General features: G+C 61.5%; 23 protein-coding genes and 1 tRNA gene. 19 read left to right on the top strand and 5 right to left on the bottom strand.

Translation table 11 applies throughout. The features are described from left to right. Positions 1-73: 73 nt before the first annotated feature. The 4 genes from HMPREF9695_RS14690 to HMPREF9695_RS14675 all read left to right on the top strand — a co-directional run bounded on the left by HMPREF9695_RS14690 (position 74) and on the right by HMPREF9695_RS14675 (position 2,932). Positions 74-673 (top strand): TRAP transporter small permease, encoded by a 600-nt coding sequence (locus HMPREF9695_RS14690; RefSeq protein ID WP_006021651.1) that lies wholly within the window; start codon positions 74-76, stop codon positions 671-673. Continuing rightward, a complete protein-coding gene (locus HMPREF9695_RS14685) occupies positions 670-1,998 on the top strand; it encodes a TRAP transporter large permease (protein WP_006021650.1) in 1,329 nt (442 codons plus the stop codon). Before HMPREF9695_RS14690 ends, HMPREF9695_RS14685 begins: the two co-directional genes overlap by 4 nt. Before the next feature lie 87 nt (positions 1,999-2,085). Continuing rightward, positions 2,086-2,676, top strand: coding sequence for a Spy/CpxP family protein refolding chaperone (locus tag HMPREF9695_RS14680; protein ID WP_006021649.1), 591 nt, complete (start codon positions 2,086-2,088; stop codon positions 2,674-2,676). A gap of 180 nt (positions 2,677-2,856) precedes the next feature. Next, positions 2,857-2,932, top strand: a tRNA-Lys gene (locus tag HMPREF9695_RS14675). Between the two features lie 440 nt (positions 2,933-3,372). Here the strand turns inward: HMPREF9695_RS14675 and HMPREF9695_RS14670 are convergent. Then, positions 3,373-4,185: an IclR family transcriptional regulator domain-containing protein gene (locus tag HMPREF9695_RS14670; protein WP_006021648.1), complete on the bottom strand. Its 813-nt coding sequence runs from the start codon at positions 4,183-4,185 to the stop codon at positions 3,373-3,375. A gap of 85 nt (positions 4,186-4,270) precedes the next feature. On the opposite strand from HMPREF9695_RS14670, the gene HMPREF9695_RS14665 reads away from it, so the two are divergent. The 6 genes from HMPREF9695_RS14665 (at position 4,271) to HMPREF9695_RS14640 (ending at position 8,930) form a co-directional block, all read left to right on the top strand. Beyond that, complete coding sequence (locus tag HMPREF9695_RS14665) at positions 4,271-5,248, top strand: Bug family tripartite tricarboxylate transporter substrate binding protein (RefSeq protein WP_006021647.1); 978 nt, start codon at positions 4,271-4,273, stop codon at positions 5,246-5,248. 34 nt (positions 5,249-5,282) lie between these two features. Further along, complete coding sequence (locus HMPREF9695_RS14660; RefSeq protein WP_006021646.1) at positions 5,283-6,335, top strand: amidohydrolase family protein; 1,053 nt, start codon at positions 5,283-5,285, stop codon at positions 6,333-6,335. Between the two features lies 1 nt (position 6,336). Then, positions 6,337-7,440 (top strand): amidohydrolase family protein, encoded by a 1,104-nt coding sequence (locus HMPREF9695_RS14655; RefSeq protein WP_006021645.1) that lies wholly within the window; start codon positions 6,337-6,339, stop codon positions 7,438-7,440. Positions 7,441-7,442: 2 nt separating this feature from the next. Continuing rightward, the gene (locus HMPREF9695_RS14650; RefSeq protein ID WP_006021644.1) at positions 7,443-7,856 is read left to right on the top strand and encodes a Rieske (2Fe-2S) protein; all 414 of its coding nucleotides are present in this window, start codon (positions 7,443-7,445) and stop codon (positions 7,854-7,856) included. 45 nt (positions 7,857-7,901) lie between these two features. Beyond that, positions 7,902-8,222: a non-heme iron oxygenase ferredoxin subunit gene (locus tag HMPREF9695_RS14645; RefSeq protein ID WP_006021643.1), complete on the top strand. Its 321-nt coding sequence runs from the start codon at positions 7,902-7,904 to the stop codon at positions 8,220-8,222. Between the two features lie 69 nt (positions 8,223-8,291). Continuing rightward, positions 8,292-8,930 carry an alpha/beta hydrolase family protein gene (locus HMPREF9695_RS14640; protein ID WP_006021642.1) on the top strand — a complete coding sequence of 213 codons (639 nt, stop codon included), beginning with the start codon at positions 8,292-8,294 and terminating at the stop codon, positions 8,928-8,930. A 37-nt stretch (positions 8,931-8,967) separates the two neighbouring features. Here the strand turns inward: HMPREF9695_RS14640 and HMPREF9695_RS14635 are convergent, their stop codons facing one another. Then, a complete protein-coding gene (locus HMPREF9695_RS14635; protein ID WP_006021641.1) occupies positions 8,968-9,882 on the bottom strand; it encodes a hypothetical protein in 915 nt (304 codons plus the stop codon). A gap of 234 nt (positions 9,883-10,116) precedes the next feature. On the opposite strand from HMPREF9695_RS14635, the gene HMPREF9695_RS14630 reads away from it, so the two are divergent. Then, on the top strand, positions 10,117-10,485 hold the full coding sequence (locus tag HMPREF9695_RS14630; RefSeq protein ID WP_006021640.1) for a 5-carboxymethyl-2-hydroxymuconate Delta-isomerase: 369 nt from the start codon (positions 10,117-10,119) through the stop codon (positions 10,483-10,485). Here HMPREF9695_RS14630 and HMPREF9695_RS14625 read toward each other — a convergent pair. From HMPREF9695_RS14625 to HMPREF9695_RS14615, 3 genes are all read right to left on the bottom strand, one after another. Continuing rightward, a complete protein-coding gene (locus HMPREF9695_RS14625; protein WP_041712809.1) occupies positions 10,482-11,279 on the bottom strand; it encodes an IclR family transcriptional regulator domain-containing protein in 798 nt (265 codons plus the stop codon). The two genes, HMPREF9695_RS14630 and HMPREF9695_RS14625, sit on opposite strands and share 4 nt — an antisense overlap. A 63-nt stretch (positions 11,280-11,342) precedes the next feature. After that, positions 11,343-12,581, bottom strand: a complete 1,239-nt coding sequence (locus tag HMPREF9695_RS14620) for an NAD(P)/FAD-dependent oxidoreductase (protein ID WP_006021638.1) — start codon at positions 12,579-12,581, stop codon at positions 11,343-11,345. Continuing rightward, the gene (locus HMPREF9695_RS14615; protein WP_006021637.1) at positions 12,578-12,901 is read right to left on the bottom strand and encodes a 2Fe-2S iron-sulfur cluster-binding protein; all 324 of its coding nucleotides are present in this window, start codon (positions 12,899-12,901) and stop codon (positions 12,578-12,580) included. The genes HMPREF9695_RS14620 and HMPREF9695_RS14615 overlap by 4 nt, the downstream gene beginning before the upstream one ends. A 444-nt stretch (positions 12,902-13,345) precedes the next feature. On the opposite strand from HMPREF9695_RS14615, the gene HMPREF9695_RS14610 reads away from it, so the two are divergent. The 8 genes from HMPREF9695_RS14610 to HMPREF9695_RS14575 all read left to right on the top strand — a co-directional run bounded on the left by HMPREF9695_RS14610 (position 13,346) and on the right by HMPREF9695_RS14575 (position 22,434). Beyond that, the gene (locus tag HMPREF9695_RS14610) at positions 13,346-14,704 is read left to right on the top strand and encodes an aromatic ring-hydroxylating dioxygenase subunit alpha (RefSeq protein ID WP_006021636.1); all 1,359 of its coding nucleotides are present in this window, start codon (positions 13,346-13,348) and stop codon (positions 14,702-14,704) included. 15 nt (positions 14,705-14,719) lie between these two features. Beyond that, complete coding sequence (locus HMPREF9695_RS14605) at positions 14,720-16,177, top strand: glutamine synthetase family protein (protein WP_006021635.1); 1,458 nt, start codon at positions 14,720-14,722, stop codon at positions 16,175-16,177. 54 nt (positions 16,178-16,231) lie between these two features. Then, positions 16,232-17,407, top strand: a complete 1,176-nt coding sequence (locus HMPREF9695_RS14600; protein ID WP_006021634.1) for an ABC transporter substrate-binding protein — start codon at positions 16,232-16,234, stop codon at positions 17,405-17,407. A 77-nt stretch (positions 17,408-17,484) separates the two neighbouring features. Continuing rightward, on the top strand, positions 17,485-19,110 hold the full coding sequence (locus HMPREF9695_RS14595) for an amidohydrolase (RefSeq protein WP_006021633.1): 1,626 nt from the start codon (positions 17,485-17,487) through the stop codon (positions 19,108-19,110). Then, positions 19,110-19,976, top strand: a complete 867-nt coding sequence (locus HMPREF9695_RS14590) for a branched-chain amino acid ABC transporter permease (protein ID WP_006021632.1) — start codon at positions 19,110-19,112, stop codon at positions 19,974-19,976. The genes HMPREF9695_RS14595 and HMPREF9695_RS14590 overlap by 1 nt, the downstream gene beginning before the upstream one ends. A gap of 1 nt (position 19,977) precedes the next feature. After that, positions 19,978-20,979 (top strand): branched-chain amino acid ABC transporter permease, encoded by a 1,002-nt coding sequence (locus HMPREF9695_RS14585; RefSeq protein ID WP_006021631.1) that lies wholly within the window; start codon positions 19,978-19,980, stop codon positions 20,977-20,979. After that, positions 20,976-21,740 (top strand): ABC transporter ATP-binding protein, encoded by a 765-nt coding sequence (locus tag HMPREF9695_RS14580; protein ID WP_006021630.1) that lies wholly within the window; start codon positions 20,976-20,978, stop codon positions 21,738-21,740. Before HMPREF9695_RS14585 ends, HMPREF9695_RS14580 begins: the two co-directional genes overlap by 4 nt. After that, the gene (locus HMPREF9695_RS14575) at positions 21,721-22,434 is read left to right on the top strand and encodes an ABC transporter ATP-binding protein (protein ID WP_006021629.1); all 714 of its coding nucleotides are present in this window, start codon (positions 21,721-21,723) and stop codon (positions 22,432-22,434) included. The genes HMPREF9695_RS14580 and HMPREF9695_RS14575 overlap by 20 nt, the downstream gene beginning before the upstream one ends. The last annotated feature ends 2 nt before the right edge of the window (positions 22,435-22,436 follow it).

The following is a 22,436-nucleotide window of genomic DNA, read 5'->3' as shown; positions in this document are numbered from 1 at the left end:
ACGCGGGGCATCGGCTATATCGGAACGCGCGAAGACGCGGCCGCTGCGGGTGGGGACGAACTTGAAATCATTCATGCGCATCCTCGATCGTCTCGAGGAAACCCTGATTGCAACGCTGATCGCGGCCGCGACGGTGGTGATTTTTGTTGCCGTCGCCCATCGCTACACCACGGATTTCGTGGTCAACCATCGCAGCTGGCCCGGCGCGGTGCCCGCCTACGTGTTCCTCAGCAAGATTCATCTGTCCTGGGCGCAGGAGCTTTGCATCTACATGTTCGTGTGGATGGCGAAGTTCGGCGCGGCCTACGGCGTGCGCACTGGCATTCACGTCGGTGTCGACGTTCTGGTGCTGGCGCTCAGTCCGAAATGGCGTAAGTGGACGATCCTGTTTGGTCTGCTCTGTGGCGCGCTGTTCACCGGCATCATCGGCACCATGGGCGCCAGTTTCGTTTACGGCCTGTCGCACACCGACCAGACCTCGCCGGATCTCGAACTGCCGAGCTGGATCGTCTATCTCTGCATTCCGCTGGGTTCTTACCTGATGTGCTTCCGCTTCCTGCAGGTCGCCTACGCCTATTGGAAGACCGGAGATCTGCCGCATCACGATCATACGCACGTCGAAGGCATCGAGGTCGACACCGCGATTGGTCCGACGCCGGAGGGCGTCCGATGACCACGCTGTTTATCTTCGCACTTCTCATTGCCCTGATGCTGACCGGCATGCCGATCTCGATCGCACTCGGCCTGACGGTTCTGACGTTCCTGTTCTTCCTGACCAGCGTGCCGATCGAAGCGGTGGCGTTGAAACTGTTCACCGGCATCGAGAACTTCGAGATCATGGCGATCCCGTTCTTCATTCTCGCCGGTAACTTCCTGACCCACGGCGGCGTCGCCAAACGCATGATCAATTTTGCGACCTCCATGGTCGGGCATTGGTATGGCGGCCTTGGCCTCGCGGGCGTTATGGCTTGCGCACTGTTCGCTGCCATTTCAGGCTCGTCGCCTGCGACCGTGATCGCAATCGGTTCGATCCTGATGCCGGCAATGGTCGCGCAGGGCTTTCCCAAGCGCTTCGGTGCGGGTGTCATCACGACATCGGGCGCGCTCGGCATTCTGATTCCGCCGTCCATCGTGATGGTGATCTATGCGGTGGCGACTGGCGGCAGCGTTGCCTTTGGTCCCGGCGGCGAACGCGTGACATCGGCCTCGGTCGGGCAGTTGTTCATGGCGGGCGTGATCCCCGGACTGATGCTGGCCTCGCTGCTCGGCCTGACAACGGTCTACCGCGCATGGAAGTTCGATTATCCGCGGCTGCCCCGCGCGACGTGGGTCGAACGGTTCAAGGCATTCCGTGAATGCATCTGGGGTCTGCTGCTGATCGTGATCGTGCTCGGCGGCATTTACGCCGGCCTGTTCACGCCGACGGAAGCCGCGGCCATGAGCGCGGTTTATGCGTTCATCATCGCCGTGTTCGTCTACAAGGACCTAACGATCAGGGATGTGCCCCGCGTTCTGCTCGGTTCGGCCAGTATGAGTGCGATGATCCTCTACATCATTACCAACGCTGTGCTGTTCTCGTTCCTGATGACCAGCGAACAGATTCCGCAGCAGCTCACCGCGTGGATGCTGGAGAAGGGCGTCAACTGGGTCACCTTCCTGATCTTCGTCAACGTCCTGCTGCTGGTCGCAGGCAATGTAATGGAAGCCAGTTCCATCGTGCTGATCACCGCGCCGATCCTGTTCCCGATCGCGGTGAAACTCGGCATTCATCCGGTGCATCTCGGCATCCTGATGGTGGTCAACATGGAGGTCGGCATGTGCCACCCCCCGGTGGGCCTCAATCTCTATGTCGCCTCCGGCATCGCCAAAATGGGCATCACCGAGCTCACGATCGCGGTATGGCCGTGGCTGCTGACAATGTTGATGTTCCTGGTGGTCGTGACCTTCGTGCCGGAAATCTCGCTGTGGCTGCCGCGAACGTTGGGGATGCTGAATTAATGCGCGTTCACCTAGCTGTCTAAAGCTTAAGTTGAAAGCGCGGCACCGGCTGTCATCTTCGGGGGAGTTTCACCCGGAGATGCCCCCATGAAAAAAGCTATCCTCGCCGGCGTCGCGGCGGTTGCTATTATCGGATCGACCGCCGTCTACGCACAGCATCGCCATCATCATCAGCGCATGAGCACGGAAGACCGGGCGGCCTTCGTCGATGCGAAGATCGCGGCGGTGAAGGCCGGTCTTCAGCTCACGCCGGATCAGGAAAAGATGTGGCCGCCGGTCGAGGCGGCGGTACGCGATTTCGCCAAGCAGCGGATTGCGCTGGCCAATGCGCGCGCCAGCGAGCGTGATGCGCGCCGTGCGGAACGGGATCAGAAGGGGCCCGAAGACAGCAAGCCGTCAACCGCCGATCAGACCCGCGATCCGGTGGCCCGTTTACGCGACCGGGCCGACAGGATGGCCAAGACCGCTGCCGGCCTGAAGAAGATCGCTGATGCGGCTGACCCGCTCTACAAGAGCCTCAACGACGGCCAGAAGCGCCGGCTGGCGGTGCTGACCCGCATGGGCGGTCATCATGGCTGGCGCGGACGGGGCTTCGAGCGCGGGCTGGACGATGACCGATTCGACCGGGATCGCGGTCCTGACCGTGATCGCGGCACCGGCGGCTCCGAGCGCCTCTGAAGGATCGGCTGAAAGCCTGTCGCGCCAACAAAAACCGCCGGATTTCCGGCGGTTTTTCGCATCCGGAACTATCTGGTTTTCCATTGCCCCCGGGGCCGGGAAAACACTGCAACCTTGCTGGACATGGCCGTTTCGCTTTGCTAAACGACGCCGTCCTCAACGGACATCCGGATTGGATCCGGGCGCATAGCTCAGTTGGTAGAGCAGCTGACTCTTAATCAGCGGGTCCCAGGTTCGAGCCCTGGTGCGCCCACCAAACAAATCAGACATCTGGTTGTTTTGGATTGGTGGAAACGAGCCGTAATTTTCGGCTCGTCTTGCGATCTTGTCCTTGCTTCGAGTCGGGATGGCCGCTTCGCAATTCTATTACTTGGGGTAGGCCGCTCCGCTCTTTGCCCAGGCCTCGACGAAGGCTCCGGCTTCTGATGGGTGCCTGGAGCCGCAGAACGGCCAAAACCGGGCGGCCAGGCCCGACCCACCAACGTATCTTTTCCGATGTGGTCGATCAGGTCTTCGATCTTCCTGCCGCCGTTGCGCGCGGGATCTTCTATCTGCTCGCAGATCTCCGCAGCGCTCTTGCCTTCCCACGCCATCTCGCGCGGCGCGAGGTGCCATTCCCGATCTCCCGGCACGCGCCCGCAACGGGGACAGTTCGTCGATCGCACCAAGATGCGGGCATGAATCTTCCGGGCATGGCTACTGCTTATATGCGATCAGATGTTGCGAGATGTCGTCAGCCGCGGCTTTCAGATCCGGCATGAACTTCTTGAACAGCGCCTTCGGAGAATGGCGCGCGAGATTTGTGGACAGGTTGATGGCCGCGATGGTGCTGCCGTTAGCCCCGTAGATCGGAACGGCCATACCGAACGCGCCGAGTTCGAGCTCTTCGGTAACCACGCTCCAGCCCTGAACGCGCACCTTTTCGATTTCCTGCTCAAGCTTGTGGACATCGGTCACCGTCGTTCGGGTCCATTGACGCCGGTCCGAATTGGCGAGCACCGCGGAGCACTCGTCTCTTGGCAGTCCTGCGAGAAGCACGCGCCCCATCGATGTGCAGAACGCCGGAATGCGGCTCCCGGTGATCAGTCCTCGGCGCAGCACGCTCGTGACTTCGGCACGTGCGATATAGAGAACGTCTACGCCGTCCAGCACCGAGATGGCGACGACCTCGTCAACCTTGCGGGAGAGGGTCTCGATCACCGGCTGCGCCACCTCGCGCAGCGACAGCGACGACAGATATGCAAAACCCAACTGGAGAATGCGCGGCGTCAGCATGAAGTCGTCACCCTCCTGACGCGCCATCCCGAGTGTGACCAGCGTGTACAGCAGCCGGCGCGCGCCGGCCCGCGGCAAGTTCGTGTGCCGGGCGACATCGGTGAGGGTCAGCTTGCGGTGATCACCGAACGCCGAAATGACGGCGAGGCCTTTTGCGAAGGCTTCGACGAAGGTGTCGCTGCCGCCCGGCCATTTCGAGATGTCTGTCCATGGATCGCTGACGCGCATGGTCATTGTTGCCAAACCCCTCGGCTTGTGGCTAACGTTGTTCGATAGTCGACAATAAGTTCGACAGTCGAACAATGAAAGAGGGGAAATGATGCGACGATCATTTAATTTGCTGAAGGTTCTGGCTCTGGGCGCGTCCTGTCTGGCGGCTCCAACCGCGCAGGCCCAGGATTTTCCGAACCGGCCGATCAAGATCGTCGTCCCGGCCGCGGCGGGCGGTCCCACGCACATCACCGCGCAAATGCTTGCGGAGAAGATGCAGGCATCGCTCGGCCAGCCGGTGATCGTCGAGCCGAAGCCCGGGGCCGGGAACAATCTCGGCGCGGAGTTTGTCGCGAAGAGTGCGCCGGATGGTTACACGCTCCTGTTCGCGACAACGGGCACGCACGCGATCAACCAGACCTTGTTCAAGAAGCTGCCGTTCGATCCGATCAAGGATTTCGATCCGGTTTCGCTGGTGGTGCAATATCCCCTGATGCTGGTTGTTTCATCGGACCTGCCGGTTAAATCGGTCAAGGAACTGATCGAGTACGCCAGAAAGAATCCCGGCAAGCTCAATCGTGCATCCGGCGGAATGGGTACGTCGATGCATCTGTCGGGCGAATTGTTCGTCAAGCAGGCCAATATCGAGGCGCCTCACATTCCGTACAAGGGCAGTGCGCCTGCGCTCAACGACCTCATGGGCGGGCACGTCCAGTTGATGTTCGACTCCATGATTACGACGATGCCGCTCGTGGAGAGCGGTCAATTGCGTGCGCTGGCCGTCACAGGCAAGAAGCGCTCTCCGCTGCTTCCTAACGTGCCAACCATCGCCGAAAGCGGGCTGCCGGACTACGAAGCCACCGGCTGGACCGGCATCGTGGTGCCGGCGGGGACGCCGCGGGACGTCATCATGAAACTTAACGGCGCGATCGTCGAAGCGATCAAGTCGCCCCCGGTGCAGGAGGCGTTCAGGAAGCAGGCCGCGGAGCCGGTCGGCTCGTCGCCGGAAGAGTTTGCCGCGTTTATCCGCAAGGAAACCGACAAGTGGGGCGCGACCATCCGCGCTGCGGGCATCAGCGCTGACTGACCGCTACCTGTCATTTTGAACCGGAAGAACGCTCATGCTTCAGTCCCTGGTCTCCGAGAAGAAAATCGATTGTGACGTTCACGTCACTTTGCCGACAACGGCGAAACTGGCGCCGTACCTTGACGACTACTGGCGCGAGCAGGTGACGACGCGTGGAATCGATCGGCTGGAACTGACCAGCGATATCTCGAACATCAGTCCGGCCTTGCGGCCGGACTGGAAGACAGGCAGCGATGTGCAGACAATCCGCACATTGGCGCTGGAGCCGTTCGGCACTGACATAGCCATCTGCAACTGCCTTTATGGCGCGCAGGCGGTCTACAATGCCGACCTCGCCGTGGCGCTGTGCCGTGCGATGAATGATTGGCTGGCCGAGGAATTCCTGAGCAAGGACCAACGGCTGCGTGGATCGATCGTCTTGCCTTGGCAGAGTCCGGAGAAGGCCGCGCTGGAAATTGAGCGGCTCGCATCCGACCGGCGGTTTGTCCAGGTATCGATGATGGCCATGGGCGACATGCCGCTCGGCCGGCGCGCGATGTGGCCGATTTATGCCGCGGCGGAAGCCCACGGTTTCGCGGTCGGGATTCATGCGGGCACGGCTTACCGGTTCGCGCCCTGGACCAACGGATGGCCGTCCTACCACATCGAGGATCAGGTCGCGCAGAGTGTCGGTGTGCAGACGCAATTGCTCAGCCTGATTACCGAGGGTGTGTTTGAGGAATACCCGAAGCTGAAGGTTGTGCTGATTGATTCTGGCGTGACATGGCTTCCGCCGTTCCTGTGGCGCATCGACAAGCTCTGGCGCGGCCTGCGGATGGAAGTTCCGTGGCTGAAGAGGTCTCCGACAGAGATTGTATCCGAGCATGTGCGCCTGACGCTGCAGCCGTTCGACGGTCCCAAGGACGCGCAAGTGATTCAAGAACTGGCCGAACAGATCGGCGAGCACATGCTGCTGTTCTCGACCGATTATCCTCGCTGGAATTTCGACGGCACCGATGCCGTGCCGCTGCGAGGGCAGCCGGATCTGATGCGAAAGCTCCGCACGGAGAACCCATTTGAAACCTACGCACGGCTCCGGGAGGTCTGACATGACGGTGATGGAGAGTCCTCAAGCGGGAATCGCCAGGAAGGCGGATGCCGGCATCATCGACTGCGATATTCACCCGCTTCCGAAGAGCGCCAAGAGCCTCCACCCGTTTCTGCCCAAGAGATGGCAGGAGCACTCCGAACAGTTCGGCGGGCATCTGCGGCAACCCTTCATCAACACGACGCAGTATCCGCGTTCGGCGCCGCTGATTTGCCGCCGCGATGCGTGGCCGCCGTCCGGCGGTCCGCCTGGCTCCGATCTCGACTTCATGCGCGAGCAGCATCTCGATCCGTTCAACATCATCAACGGCATTCTCATCCCGTTGTTCGGGAACGTCGGAAGCGAGCGTAACCTCGGTTACGCAGCAGCCCTCGCCACGGCTCATAACGACTGGCAAGTGGCCGAATGGCTCGACAAGGAACCACGCCTGCGCGGCACACTTGTCGTTTCGCAGGACGATCCCGTTGCTGCGGTGAAAGAAATCGAACGCTGCGCGCGGGACCGGCGCTTTGTGCAGATCATGCTGGCGCCGCGCAGCAGCGAGCCCCTGGGGCGGCAGCGTTACTGGCCGATCTATGAAGCCGCCGAAGCGCACGACCTGCCGCTCGGCATCCACTCCTATGGCGTCGGCGGTCATGCCTCGACAGGCGGCGGCTGGCCGTCATTCTATATGGAGGAGCACTACGCGACCACCATGGGCGGACCGGCGACCATGAGCAGCCTCATTCTTGAGGGCGTGTTCGAGCGTTTTCCCAAGCTCAGGGTTGTGCTTGTGGAAATCGGCTTTGCGTGGGTGCCCAGCTTCATCTGGCGCATGGATCGCTTGTGGGAGCGGATGCGCGGCGAAGTCCCTCATCTGAACCATCCGCCGTCGTATTATGCGAAGCGCAATTTCTGGTACACAACCCAGCCGATGGAGGAGCCGGGCAGGCCGGACGACTTGCGCCGCACCTTCGATTGGGTGGGCTGGGACCGGTTGCTGTTCTCCACCGACTACCCGCATTGGGATCAGGACGATCCCGCTTACGCCTTCAACATCAAGCTGACGCCCGCGGAGCGGCGGCAAATCTGCCACGACAACGCCGAACAATTCTACCGGTTCTGAGCATGCCGAAACATCGTATTGCCTTCGTCAAGGAAATCCCGCCGGGGAGCAACAAGGTCGTGAACATCCGCGGCCGTGAAATCTGTGTCTTCAACGTCGGTGGCGACTTCTTTGCACTGCTGAATCGTTGCCCGCATGAAGGCGCGAAGCTCAGCCGTGGCGTTGTCGTCGGTTTGCCGGAATCTGAAACGCCCGGCTGTTATAAACTCTCGCGGCCCGGTGAAATCCTCCGTTGTCCCTGGCACGGATGGGAGTTCGATCTGAAGACAGGAAAATCGCATTGCGATCCGGAACGCATGTTCACGAAGCAATACAAGACGTGCGTCGAGAACGAGACGGCGGTTGCCGAGCGCGAGCTTCAGGCGGAGACATTTCCTGTCGTGGTGGAAGAAGCAACGGTCTTCGTCGAAATGTAACCCGCTGCCGCAGCATTCCCTTCAGAATAAGAAAATGAGCAGACGATGAGCGAAAACGGTTGGCATGCGATTTGTCAGAATACCGATATCGATGAAGGGGGGATGCTTCCCTTCGAGGTCGGCAATTTTCAGGTCGCGCTCTATAAGGTGAACGGCGAGATTTTCGCCACCGACAACGTGTGTACGCACGGCATGGCGCTGCTGACGGACGGTTTCCTGGATGACGATGTCGTTGAATGTCCGCTGCACGGCGGCATGTTCAACGTCAAGACGGGGAAGGCGCTGTGTGAGCCAGTCGACTGTGATGTGAAGGTGTACAAGACGCGTCAGGTCGACGACCGGATCGAGGTCCTGCTCAGCGAGTAGCCGGCGGCGTCTTGCGGGGCTCGATCGCGAAAGATACGTTCGAGTTTTCCAGTTCAGGGGTATGTTCGGATGACGGCGTTCCTGTTTGACGGGCCCGAAGCCGCTGACATCACCATTCTTCTCGCGCACGGCGCCGGCGCGGCGATGGATTCCGCTGCGATGACAGCGATCGCCAAAGCGCTCGCGCAATCCGGCTTTCGCGTCGTGCGCTTCGAGTTTGGCTATATGGCCGCTCGGCGGACGTCGAACACACGGAAGCCGCCGCCCCGCGCGGACCTGTTGAAAACGGAGTATCTCGCGGCTGTCGATGCCCTCGGCGCAACGGACAAACTTATTATCGGCGGAAAATCGATGGGTGGCCGCGTTGCCAGCATGGTCGGCGATGAGCTCTACGCGTCCGGAAAAATCGCCGGGCTACTGTGTCTCGGTTACCCATTTCATCCGCCAGAGAAACCCGAGCAGTTGCGCAACGCGCATCTTGCCGATCTCAAGGTGCCAACACTCATCGTGCAGGGCACGCGAGACCCGTTCGGAACAAGGGACGAGGTTTCCTCGTACTCTCTGTCAAAGAGGATCGAGATTCTCTGGCTTGAGGACGGCGACCACGATCTGAAGCCGCGAAAAAGCGTGTCAGGCCATTCCGCGGCGGATCATTTGAAGACTCTTGGCGAGGCAGCCGTATCCTGGGCTCGAAAAATCACGTCCTGAGCACGGTCAGTGCTCTGAGCCACGCGCATCTATCATTTTATCGCAGCGGCATCGGTGGCCGGGGAACGCTGGTATCGCCGGGTGGCGGCGGAAGTTGCTGCACGGGCGCAGGAGCGGGTGGCGGGATGTACGCTTCGCGTTGCGCGGCGGTTTGCGGATAGGCCGGGCTTGGCGAATAAGAATGTGATGGTGATGGTGCATAGGTCCGCGACACCGCAGGCGAGGGTGGTTGCCGCGGGGCTGGGGCCGGCTTCGCTGCCTGTGCGACAGGCTTGCGTTGCGCCGTTTGCTCTGTGGCTTTCGCGACATCGCGGCTCAGTTGCCGCTGGCCAGCCTGCAACTGCTCGACGGTTTCCTTGAGTGAAGCGATTTCGCGCGCCATGGTTTCAACCGACTTCGCGAGTTCGAGCGAAAGTTCAGCCTGCGCCGGCGAAGCTTCCGCCGCCCGTGTTGATGGCGGTGTCGCGGATTCGGCTGGCGCGGCCGGTGGCGCAGCGACAGTCTCCGGCGCTGATGCGGGTGCGGCAGCTTGCTGGGATTCCGGGATCGGGGAGGCAGCATCCTGCTGTTGGGCGGATTTGGTGTCTTGCGCGGGAGCCGGCGTGCTCACCAAGAGCTGCGGCACGAGGTCTGAGATTTTCTGCTTTGCGGCGTCGCCATAGGAATACCAGACCGCAGCCATCCCGCAGCCGGTGCATGCGATCAGCGCCAGGCGCCTCATACCGCGGCCGAAACCGGTGCGTGATACCGGATCGCGAATGTCGACGATGTTATCGTTCAGGGGAGTGTCGATAGCCGATGGCTCGCTGGCTGACTCCGTTACCTCGGTCGGTGTCGCATGAACCTCGGACTGATTGGGCGTCAGCCGCGGCGCAAGATCGCGAAGCTGGGCAGCGATGACATCATGCGGATCGTCGGTCTGCGAGTCAGCGTGTTGCAACTTGAATTGCATTGGCGCTCCGTGATTTTGAAAGGTGCGATGCGCGGGAGATTTCCGGCCGATCTGCAGGCGCAAGGGGGACATCGCGCTTTGACCGCAGCAAGGCAGCATCATGAAAACTGTGAGGCAGCGGAACCGTCGCGAATCTCGCACGATGCGGCAGGCGGCCGGCCGGGAAACCTGCATGGGCCAATTGACGACCGTGCAGACAGGTGCAAATTCAGGCAGCCAGCTGGAGGGAAATCCATGCCTCACATCGTCTGCCATTATTCCGCGTCGCCCGATATGCCGCCGATTCTCGATGTGATGCTGGGGCTTCATCATGCCGCGGCGTCGACTGGCGTCGTTCAGGCCGACGATCTGAAGATCCGGGCGCTGCCATTTTCGGATTATCTTGTCGCCGGAGAGGAGCGCTCGTTCTTTCACATCTCGCTATATCTGCTGGCTGGCAGAACTCCGGAGCAGAAGGAGCGGCTGAGCATCGCGCTGCGTCAGGAGCTTGCAGAGCTTCTGCCCGGCATCACCAGCATCAGCATCGACGTCCGCGATATGGACCCGCAGGCTTACAAGAAGCGGCTGCTCGATAGTCCGCCTCGTTCCGCGCGGCAGGCCTAAACCAGCAGCGGCTTGGCCGTGACGGCCATGTCCTTGAGCAGCGGGAGGAAGCGGTCGATCATTTCGCCGGTCGTGATGCGGTCGACATGTGCGCCGATATTCGCCGCCGCCACGACCGCGCCATCGTAGCGATGAATCGGCACCGAGATCGAGCGGAAGCCAGGCTCCGCTTCGCGGTCGACCAGCGAATAACCTTTGCTGCGGTCGCTGATGATGGTGGCGATGACGGTGGATTTGTCGGTGACGGTTTCCGGTGTCTGGGCCGTCAGCGTCATGGCCTCAACCGCGGATTTTAGCTCTTCGTTGGACAGGCGGCCGAGCAGCACGCGGCCCACCGACGTGCAATAGGCCGGCAGCCGGTAGCCGATATCGATGCCGGCGGAAAAAACCCGCGCCGGACTGGCCCTTGCGACGAAGACGGCTTCCTGCCCGTCCAGAACCGCGAGCGAGCAGACTTCCCTGGCCTTCGTGGAAATGTCGTCCATCAGCGGCTGCATGACGGCAACGATCTGATTTGACGACAGATAGGCCGAGGCCAGCGCCAGCACACGCGGCGTGAGCGAGAACAGCCGCTCGTCGCCGGCGACGAAGCCGGACTTCTGGAGGGTCAGCAGAATTCTGCGGGCGGTGGCGCGCGGCAGATTGGATGCCTTGGCGATGTCGCTCAGGGTCATCGGGCGATGCTCGGTGCCGAACGATTGCAGCACCCGAAGGCCGCGGTCGAGGCTCTCGATAAACTCGCCGCCGCCGCGTCTGGCTTCTTCTTCCTCTGCGGTGCGCTTCACGCGGGGCATGCTCGGTCGGCCGTTCTTTCCGGTCATGAGTCGATCCGCCAGACGAGACCATAATTCGCGGGATTATGCACCCACCGCTTTGATCGTTGTCAAAAGCGATTTGAAGTCGAACGAGAGGTCGGCGGCTTGCTCCGGCGTCGGTGAAACTCCGCCGCTGATCAGCCGTCGGGCCGCCATCTGATCGCCGGCGCGGTTGACGCTGTCGACGGCGCACAGTTTGTCCCGGCGATAGTAGAAAACCGAGAACTGCCCGTCTTTCAGCGATCCGCGTACCGCCTGCCGGTCGAAATTGCGCGATATCCCCACGGTCTGCAGTTTGGCGTCATACTGATCTGACCAGAAGCGCGGTACGCTGTCGTAAGGCCCGGTTTTTCCGGCGATAGCGAGTCCGGCGGCCTTGGCCTGATCCTGTGCATTCTGGACCGATTCCAGGCGAAGCCAGCCCTGCGCATGGGCGTTGTAGTGATTGGCGCAGTCGCCGGCCGCGTAAATAGCGGGATCGCTGGTCAGGCCGTGGTCGTCGACAACGATTCCGTCGGTGCAGTTCAACTGCGCGTCGCGCGCCAGTTCATCGTTGGGCACGCCCCCGATTCCCACAAGGACGAGATCGGCGCGCAACCGCGCACCGCTTCGCGTTCTCACTACGCCGGCGCGGCCGTTGTGGTCCTCGATTTCTGCAACACCTTCGTTGAGCCGGACGTCAACGCCGTGCCTTGTATGCAGATCGAGCAGGAACTGCGAGACGACCGGCGAGACTGCACGTTCGAGCAGCCGGGACGCGCTCTCGATGACGGTGACTTTCTTGCCGAGCTTGCTGGCGGATGCTGCGACCTCGAGGCCGATAAAGCCGCCGCCGACGATCACGATCTCGGCCGCAGTCCGCTGACGCTCCTTCAGGTCGATTGCGTCACGGATCGAGCGCAGATAGCACACGCCGTCGAGGTTCGAGCCGGGAATGGTCAGCCGCCGCGCGTGGGAGCCTGTGCCGATGAACAGCTTGTCGAAATCCAGTGTCATGCTGCCGTTGATCGAAAGCTGCCGCGCGCGCCGGTCGATCGCATGGACGCGCGTTTCGAGAATCAGATCGATCTGCTTGAGCTTGAAGAATGCGTCGTCGCGAAGAACCAGCCCATCCTGCTTGACCTTGTCGAGCAGGAAGTCCTTGGACAGCGGAGGGCGCTGATACGGCAGCACATGATCGTCGGCGACAACCGTGATGCGCTCCGCGTAACCGCTGTCGCGTGCCGACAATGCGGCCTGGATGCCGGCATACGATGCGCCCACGACGACAAGGCCGCTCATGATTGCGCTCCGGGAATATGGACGGTCAGGGCTGTGATCGAAGGCGGGAGTTTCAACTGGCAACTCAACCGGCTGGTGGGTTTGCGGATAGCGGCGACGGAGCTGAGCAGCTCGAGCTCTTCCGGCTGCGGTGGTGCCAGAACGCCTGAATGGCTTTCGTCTATGTAGACATGGCAGGTGGCGCAGTCGAGACAGCCGCCGCACTCTGCATCGATTCCAGAAATGCCATTACGGACAGCGGCGAGCATGACGCTCGTCCCGCTATCGATGTTCGCGACATTCTCTGAACCGTCGGGCTGAACGAATGTGATCCGGGCCATGACTGTGTCCACTGCTGATCGCCATATGCGAAGTTCATTTAACGAACATATGGGCGTTCAACGAACATATCAAGCCGGAGGGAGCCGCACAGGTCCGCTCGAAGCATTCATTTTCGCATTTGCAGCATAAATAGGCGCTCGCAGCCCTCAAATTGCACTTGCGTGTTTTCCAATTTGGAGACAGTCTAACAAATATCGCACATATGTTCGTTGATCGAACAAATATGAAGCGCGGAGCAGGAAACCTGAGAAGCAAAGCGGGGCTTCAAAGGTGGTGTCGAATGAGGAGTTGCCGCTTGCGGCAATTTTGTATCTGCGGGGCCTCGCGTGTTGCGGTGGAAAGGTTTTCAATCGTTGAAGCATCGCGGCTTCAACCTGGCCCAAGCGCGGGCCATCGACGTCTTCGGCAGGAAATCGTCTCGGGACCGGAAGGAAGAAACAGCCATGATGAGCCAAGAGCAGAATGATCTGATCACGCGCACCGGCCCGGCCGATCCCGCCGGCAAGCTGCTGCGAATGTACTGGCAGCCGGCGGCGCTGGTCGACGAACTTGAGGGCCCGCGGCCGATCAGGGCGGTCAAGTTGCTCGGCGAGAACTTCGTTCTGTTTCGCGACGAGCACGGCCGTTACGGACTGATGGATCGCGATTGTCCGCATCGCGGCGCGGACCTGGCCTTTGGCCGGCTTGAGAATGGCGGCCTGCGCTGTGCCTTCCATGGCTGGCTGTTCGACGTTCAGGGCAACTGCCTTGAGACACCGGCCGAACCTGTGGGTTCGGTGCTCTGCAAGAACATCAAGCAGCGCGCCTATCCCGTCGTGGAGAAGGGCGGCATCCTGTGGGCCTATCTCGGTGAGGGCGAGCCGCCCGCGTTTCCGGAGATCGACTGCTTCGTCGCGCCGGATGCCTATACGTTTGCGTTCAAAGGCCTGATCGAATGCAACTGGCTGCAGGCGCTGGAAGTCGGCATCGACCCGGCGCACGCCTCGTTCCTGCATCGCTTCTTCGAGGATGAGGACTTGGAGAAATCCTACGGCAAGCAATTTCGCGGCGCCTCCGCGGGCAGCGATCTGCCGATGACCAAGATCCTTCGTGAGTACGATCGCCCGATCATCAATGTCGAGAAGACTGAGTACGGCCTTCGTCTGGTGGCGCTGCGCCAGATCGATGACGAGCGCACCCATGTGCGCGTCACCAATCAGTTGTTCCCGCACGGCTTCGTTATTCCGATGAGCCAGGAAATGACGATCACGCAGTGGCATGTCCCGGTCGATGACACGCACTGTTACTGGTATGCGATCTTCACCAGCTACACGAAGCCGGTCGACAAGAAAAAGATGCGCGAGCAGCGTCTCGAGCTTTACGAGCTGCCTGACTACAAATCGCGCCGCAACAAGACGAATGATTACGGCTTCGATCCTCACGAGCAGGCGACCGAGACCTATACCGGCATGGGCCTCGACATTAACGTCCACGACCAGTGGGCGGTGGAGTCGATGGGTACGATCCAGAATCGGACCCGCGAACATCTCGGGCAGTCCGACAAGGCGATCATCCAGTATCGCCGCCTGCTGCGTCAGGAAATCGAGAAGGCCGTTGCCGGCGGCAAGCCGCTGATGTTCCTCGATGAAGCGCATGCGCGCAGCATCCAGGGGCCGGCCACAATGGACGGCATCGGGCCGACGCGCGGCTGGGAAATCTACTGGATGGAAGTCGACGTGAAGCGGCGGCGCGGTGCACCGTGGGCTGCACCGATCCCGACAGAGATCGCCGAGAAGGTGCCGCATCTCACCGCGGCCGAATAAGGATCTGCTGAGCCAATGTCAGGGAAAGCAACGTCATTGAGCTTTGTCGCGCGACATCGTCTTTGGTCTGAGGAGCAGAACGAAGCGGCGGTCCGCCTTCGCCGGATCGTCGAGGAGAAGGGACTCGACACCATCCGGCTGTCGTTCCCCGATCAGCACGGGATTCTGCGCGGCAAGACCCTGGTCGCGAGCGAAGCGCTGCGCATCCTTGAAAACGGCTGCACGATCACGACCACGATGCTGGCGAAGGATACGTCGCATCGCACGGTGTTTCCGGTGTTCACCGCAGGCGGCGGCTTTGGGATGAGCGAAATGCAGGGCGCCGCCGACGTTCTGATGATTCCCGACCCAACGACCTTCCGGGTGCTGCCCTGGGCGCCGACCACCGGCTGGATTCTGTGCGATGTTCATTTCGCCGACGGTCGCGCGGTGCCATTCGCAACGCGCGGTCTCTACAAGTCGGTGCTGAACAAGCTGTCCGCGCGCGGTTATGATTTCATGGCCGGGCTCGAAGTCGAGTTTCATGTCTTCAAGGTCAACGACCCGAAGATGCAGCCCGGGCATGCCGGGCAGCCCGGCGAACCGCCGGATGTCAGCCTGCTGTCGCACGGCTATCAATACCTGACCGAGCAGCGCTACGACCAGATGGAGCCGGTGCTCGAACTGATCCGGCGCGATGTGGTGGCGCTGGACCTGCCGCTGCGCTCGATCGAAGTCGAGTTCGGTCCCAGCCAGTGCGAGTTCACCTTCGCGCCGACCGTCGGGCTCGATCCGGCCGATACGATGGTGCTGTTCCGCAGTGCGGTGAAGCAGATCTGTCATCGCCACGGCTATCACGCGACCTTCATGTGCCGTCCGCGCATTCCCAATGTCGTGTCCTCGGGATGGCATCTGCATCAGTCGCTGGTATCCCGTGCCGATGGCCGCAATGCCTTCATGTCAGACGCCGACGGTGAGTTCCTGTCGGACTTCGGCAAGGGCTATCTCGGCGGGTTGCTCGAACACGCCCGCGCCGCGACCGTGTTCACGACGCCGACGATCAATGGCTACAAGCGCTACCGGTCGTATTCGCTGGCGCCGGATCGTGCGATCTGGGGACGTGACAACCGCGGCGTCATGATACGCGTCCTGGGCGGTCCAAAAGACCCCGCCACACGGTTCGAGAACCGGGTGGGCGAGCCGGCGGCAAACCCGTATCTTTATATGGCGTCGCAAATCCTGTCGGGACTGGATGGCGTGGACCGCGCCATTGACCCGGGCCCGTCAGCCGATACACCTTACGAGACCAAGGCCAGCCTGCTGCCGAAGTCGCTGCGCGAAGCGGTTTTCGCGTTGAACGACGATCCATTTTTCAGGAACGCAATGGGCGCGGAACTGGTAGATTACTACGTGCACATCAAGAACGCCGAAATCGAGCGCTTCCAGGCCGAAGTCACCGAATGGGAGCAGCGCGAATATTTCGAGATGTTTTGACGCGCGCGCCGAACGGGTTTGACGTAACAAAAACAAACAGGAGCAGGGGACCACATGAACAAGGCAGTTAATTACGCGTGCGCTCTGGCCGTCGCCGGGCTGATGTCTGGGGCGGCTCACGCCGACACCATCAAGGTCGGCGTCATCGGGACCATGTCAGGGCCGTATGCGTTGTTCGGCCAGAACTTCAAGGCGGGCATTGAGGCCTGGGTTGCCGAGAACGGCAACAAGGTTGCCGGTCACGACGTCGAGTTCATTTATCGCGACGAGGAATCGCCGAACCCCGCGAAGTCCAAGGCGCTCGCGCAGGAACTGATCGTCAAGGACAAGGTGCACTACATCGCCGGTCTCTATTTCACGCCTGACGCCATGGCGGTCGCGCCGCTGCTCGAAGAAGCCAAGACGCCGATGATCGTCTTTAATGCTGCGACGTCGGCGATCGTCGAGAAGAGCCCGTACATTGTCCGCACCTCGTTCACGATGTGGCAGAACACCGTTCCCGCTGCCAAGGTTGCGAAGGCAAAGGGCGCGAAGAAGGTCGCGATCGCCGTCACCGATTACGGTCCCGGCATTGACGCGGAAGCTGCGTTCAAGAAGACCTTCGAGGCCGACGGCGGCACGATCGTCGAAGCCATTCGCATGCCGATCGCCACCACCGATTTCAGCCCGATCATGCAGCGTATCAAGAGCTCGGGCGCTGACACCATCTTCACCTTCCTGCCGGCCGGCCCTCCGACGCTGGGCTTCGTGAAGGGTTACATCGACAACGGTTTGAAGGCGGCCGGCGTCAAGCTGATCTCGACCGGTGACGTGGTGACGGAGCCGGATCTGCCGAATATCGGCGACAACGGTCTCGGTATTCTGTCGACCTATCACTATGCGGTGTCGCACGCGTCGCCGGAGAACAAGGCGTTCCTTGAGCGGCTCGCCAAGGTGGGAACATCGGCCGACAACGTCACCATGACATCGGTCGCGGCCTATGACGGTGCGCGCGTGATCTACAAGATGATCGAGGCCACCCAGGGCCAGCGCGATCCGGAAAAGGCTGTAGCTGCGGTCAAGGGCATGAAGTGGGTCAGCCCGCGCGGCCCGGTGTCGATCGATCCGGCGACGCGCCACATCACGCAGAATGTCTATCTGCGCGAAGTCGCGAAAGAAAATGGCAAACTGATCAACAAGGAGCTTCAGACATTCGAAGCTCAGCCCGACTGGGCGCTGGTCAAGAACTAAACCACACACTCGCCACGCATGGATTGGCGCGAGTTCGCTCGCGCCAATCTTTTAGCTAACGGACAATTGGCCGAGCAATGCCGCACAGCCCGGACACCCTGCGATTCATCAATGCGCGGATCTATCGATCCGCCGATGACACGCGACCGGCCAGCGCGCTTGTCACCCGCAAAGGCGCCGTCCATTGGGTCGGCGAGAGGCAGGACGCGCCGGAGGCTGGCCGCACCATCGACATGCAGGGTGCGACGATCATCCCGGGCCTGACAGATGCGCATGTCCATCTGTTCGCCATCGCCAACGAGCGCCAACAGGTTCAATTGAATGGATCGGGCGTCCGCACGATCGCGGATGTTCTGCGCCACGTGTCCGCATCGGCAAAGACGACTCCACCGATGCAATGGATCAGGGCGGTGGGCTTCGACGAGAACAATCTCGCCGAGCATCGCTACCCCATGCGGGATGAAATCGACGCCGTTGCGCCCCATCATCCGGTTATCATTCGCCGCTTTTGCGGGCACACCGCGATCCTCAACAGCGCTGCGCTGAAGCTGCTTCAGATCGGCGAGGGCGTGTCCGATCCGCCGAGCGGATCGTTCGGGCGCAGTGCCGCCGGGCGTCTGGACGGCAGCGCCAAGGAAAGTGCCGCGGAAGCGGTGTTCCGCGCGATCCCGGCGGTCGATCCGGCCGCGATGGCTGCTTCGTTGCGCGAAACCATTGAAGACAGCATGCGGATGGGCCTGACTGCTGCTGTCGAAGCCGCCGTCGGTTTCAACTGCGGGTTCGACGATGAATTCGCGGTATGGAAGTTGCTTCGTCAGGAATCCTCGTTCTCACCGATCCGCCTTGGGTTCATGTATCAGCTCGATCCCAAAGACGCCGCTATGCGCGGTTTGACGCCGCGCCCCGATCCTGACTGGCAGGCGATGACGCTGAAGTTTTTCGCTGACGGCATTGTCGGCGCGCGCACGGCGGCGGTCAGCAAGCCGTTCGCAGATACGGGCTCAACAGGTTTCTTCATGCGCGATGAAGATGATCTTGAACGGGTGATTGTGGAGGCGCATCTCGATGGCTGGCAGACGGCGACTCATTGTGTGGGCGACCGCGCATCCGCACGCGTCATCGCGGCCTTCGAGGAAGCGGAGAGGGCGCTGCCTGGACAACGGCCGCGCCATCGGATCGAGCACTATTTCGTTCCGCCGGACGGTGGTCTTGCACGCATGAAGGCGCTCGGCGCCTTGATCGTGACGCAGCCGAGCTTCCTGACGCGGATGCGGCGCTCGATCCTGGAAGCATTCGGCCCGGATGCCCATAGCAAATATCCTGCACGATCGGTGATCGATGCCGGTGTCACCTATGTCGGAAGCTCCGACGCGCCGACCGGGCACGTCTCGCCATGGATTGGCATGGCGAATGCCGTGGACCGCGGAGCGTCGCTCGGGTCTCCGATTGGAGCGGATGAGGCTCTGACACGCCGGCAGGCCGTCGGCAGTTACATCCATGGGGGCGCCTTCGCCATGAAGCAGGAAGACTGGCGCGGGACGCTTGTGCTGGGCATGGCGGCTGATTTCGTCGCGCTTGATCGTGATCCTTTCGACGCTTCTACCGATCTCGCTGCGACTAAGGTGCTGATGACGGTGCTTCGCGGAGCGGTGCGTCATGACACGCTGTCGGCTGCTGCCGAGATGCAGGCGGGGGTGCACTGATGCTGACCGCGCTGAGCATCCTGCTGGACGCGATATCCTACGGAATGGTGCTGTTCACCATCTCCATCGGCCTGTCGATCATGATGGGCCTGATGCGCGTGGTAAACCTCGCCCATGGCGCGTTCGCGATGATTGGCGGCTATCTTGCGTCCTATGCGTTGAAGACGCTCGGTATCAGTTATCCGATCGCCATTGTCATTGCAGTGATCGGCACAATCCTGATCTCGATTCCCTTCGAAGTCCTGCTGTATCGCCGTATCTACCGTCATTCCGATGCGCTGACCCAGCTCCTGCTCACCATCGGCATCACCTTCGTCATCATCGGGTTGGCGAACTTCACCCTCGGGCCGACCTCGAAGCCCATCCCGCTTCCGGCGGCGCTCAGCGGTCCGTTCGATCTCGGCTTCCGCATGATCTCGACGCATCGCCTGCTGGTGATCGCGTGCGGGCTGACAACGGCGCTGGCGCTGTGGCTGTTGATCGACAAGACGGAGTTCGGCGTGCGGATGCGCGCCGCCGTCGACAACGGCGATATGGCCGAATCGCTCGGTATCCGCACGCAGTGGATCTATTCGGCGACATTTGCGCTCGCGGTGGGGCTTGCGGCATTCGGCGGCGTGCTGGGTGCTGAGATGCTGCCGATCGAGCCGTTCTACGCGCTGCGCTACATGGTCACGTTCCTTGTGGTCGTGTCGGTGGGCGGCGCGGGATCGATCCTTGGCGCGCTCGCGGCGTCGCTGTTTCTGGGACTCGCTGACACCACGGGAAAGTATCTGGCACCGGAGTTCGGCGAGTTCTTCTTCTATCTCGCGGTGATCCTGACGGTGTTCCTGTTCCCGCGCGGCCTTCTCGGACGGGCGCACTGACATGACCGAGCAGACCATCAAGTTCGATGTGCCGCGGCCGGGATTTCCGCTCCAGCAGGAAATCTTTGGTCTGCTGACGGTCGCGGTCGTGGGCGCGATCGGCTATTTCGCGTTTCCCGATGATCTCGCATTCCTGACGCGGGTGATCAGCATCACGTTTCTGGTGCTCTCGCTCGATCTCGTCACCGGCTATTGCGGTGTGGCAACGCTGGGGCAGGCGGCGTTGTTCGGCGTCAGCGCCTATGCGGTCGGCAATGCCTGTATCGCAGGGATTACCAATCCGCTAATCCTGCTCGCCATCGGGGCCTTCACCGGCGCGGTGATGGGATTGATCTCCGGCGCGCTGATCACGCGCTTTCACGGTCTGCCGCAACTCGTGCTGTCCATCGCGATCGGTCAGCTCGTCAGTTCGCTGGCGAACAAGCTGTCATCATGGACCGGCGGCAGCGACGGTCTGTCAGGCATTTCGCCGGGGAAAATTTTTGGCGTGTTCGCGTTCGATATGTACAGCCGGACATCGTACATCTTTTCGCTGGTCACGCTCGCGGTCGTCATGGTGCTGCTGCTGCGGTTCGTCCGTTCTCCGTTCGGCCTGCTGTGCCGCGGCATCAAGGATGACTCCCTGCGCGCGCTGATGATCGGAGCATCGGCCTATCCGCGGCTCGTGATGATGTATGGCGTCTCGGGAATCGTTGCGGGGCTTGGCGGCGCGCTGATGGCGATCAACACCGGCGTGGTCGGGCTCGACAGCGTGAGCTTCGAGCGGTCCGCCGAAGTGCTGGTGATGCTGGTGCTGGGAGGGGCCGGAAACCTGTGGGGCGCGCTGGCAGGCGCGGTGATCTTCCAGATCTTCGAGCACATTGTCTCGGCGGCCAATCCGTTCCACTGGATGACCCTGGTCGGGCTGTTGCTCATTATCATCGTTATCTTTGCGCCGCGCGGTCTCGGGCACAGCATCGCCTCGCTCTGGGCTTCGTTCTCGCAGCGGAGGCCGCGCCGATGAGTCCGCTACTGGAACTGCGAAACGTTTCGAAGTCGTTCGGCGGTCTGCATGTCAACCGCGACATTTCCTTCAGTCTCGGCAAGGGCGATCGCGTCGCGCTGATCGGCCCGAACGGGGCGGGAAAGACCACATTGGTCAACGTGATTTCCGGTGATCTCTCGCCGTCCGACGGCAACATTTTCTTCGAGGGCAATGACCTGACGTCGGTCCCGATTCCGGGTCGCGTCCGGCAGGGGCTGGCGCGGACATTCCAGATCACCCGGCTGTTCACCAGTCTCTCGGTCGCCGAAAACGTCGCGCTGGCCGTCATGCAGCGCAAGGGTCTCACGCGCCGGTTCTTCTCGGTGGAGACGTTCGCGCCGCAGGTACGCGACGAATGGATGCATATCCTGGGTATGCTTGGCATTGCACATCTGGCGCAGCTTCCCGTCGCGAAACTGGCCTATGGTCAGCAGCGTCTGCTCGATCTCGCCATCGGTCTCGCGTTGACGCCGAAGGTGCTGATGCTGGACGAGCCGGCGGCGGGCGTTCCGCACGACGAAGCGCCGAAGATTCTCGAAGCGATCAACCGCCTGCCGTCCGATATTGCCGTGCTCATGATCGAGCATGATATGGACCTCGTGTTCCGGTTTGCGAAGCGGGTGCTTGTGCTCGCCAACGGTTGCATGATTTTCGAAGGCAGTCCGCAGGACGTCACGAAGGATGATGAAGTCCGCCGCGCCTATCTGGGGAGCTACGCCGATGCCAGCCGCACGGCTTGAGGTCGAACGCCTGAGCGCGGGCTACGGCCCGACGCAGATCGTGTCGGAGATGTCGTTCGAGGTTCCGGCCGGCGGCCGCCTTGCGATCCTCGGGCGCAATGGCGTCGGCAAGACGACGCTGCTCGCGACTCTGATGGGGCTGTCGACGCGGCATCACGGCCGCATTCTTGCGGACGGACAGGACATCAGCGCGATGAAGACTTCGGCGCGGGCGCTGCGCGGCATGGGCTACGTGCCGCAGACCCGCGATATTTTCGGTTCGCTGACGGTGGAAGAGAACCTGTCGACCGGCTTCAAGACGCGCGAGCGGGACGGGCTCGCCGGAATTTACGAGATGTTTCCACGCCTCGCAGAGCGCCGACGGCATCTCGGGCTGCAATTGTCCGGCGGCGAGCAGCAGATGCTGTCGATGGCGCGGACGTTGCTCGGAAAACCGTCGATCCTGCTGCTGGATGAGCCACTGGAAGGGCTGGCGCCGGTGATCTGCGATCAGTTGATGGAAACCATCTCTCGCCTTGCCACCAGCGGCGATATGACGATCATCCTGGTCGAGCAGCAGATCGAGCGCGCGCTCAATTTCGCGGATCGCGTGATGGTGGTCGAGCGTGGCCGCGCGGTCTGGGAAGGCGTGTCGGACGAACTTAAGTCCGATCGATCTCTGGTGAACCGGCTGCTTGGTGTAGGCATTCACTGACC

Source organism: Afipia broomeae ATCC 49717, from assembly GCF_000314675.2.
Taxonomy (GTDB): Bacteria; Pseudomonadota; Alphaproteobacteria; order Rhizobiales; family Xanthobacteraceae; genus Afipia; species Afipia broomeae.
The sequence above is the reverse complement of the archived record's forward strand: the minus strand, read 5'-3'. Positions and strand labels throughout refer to the sequence as shown.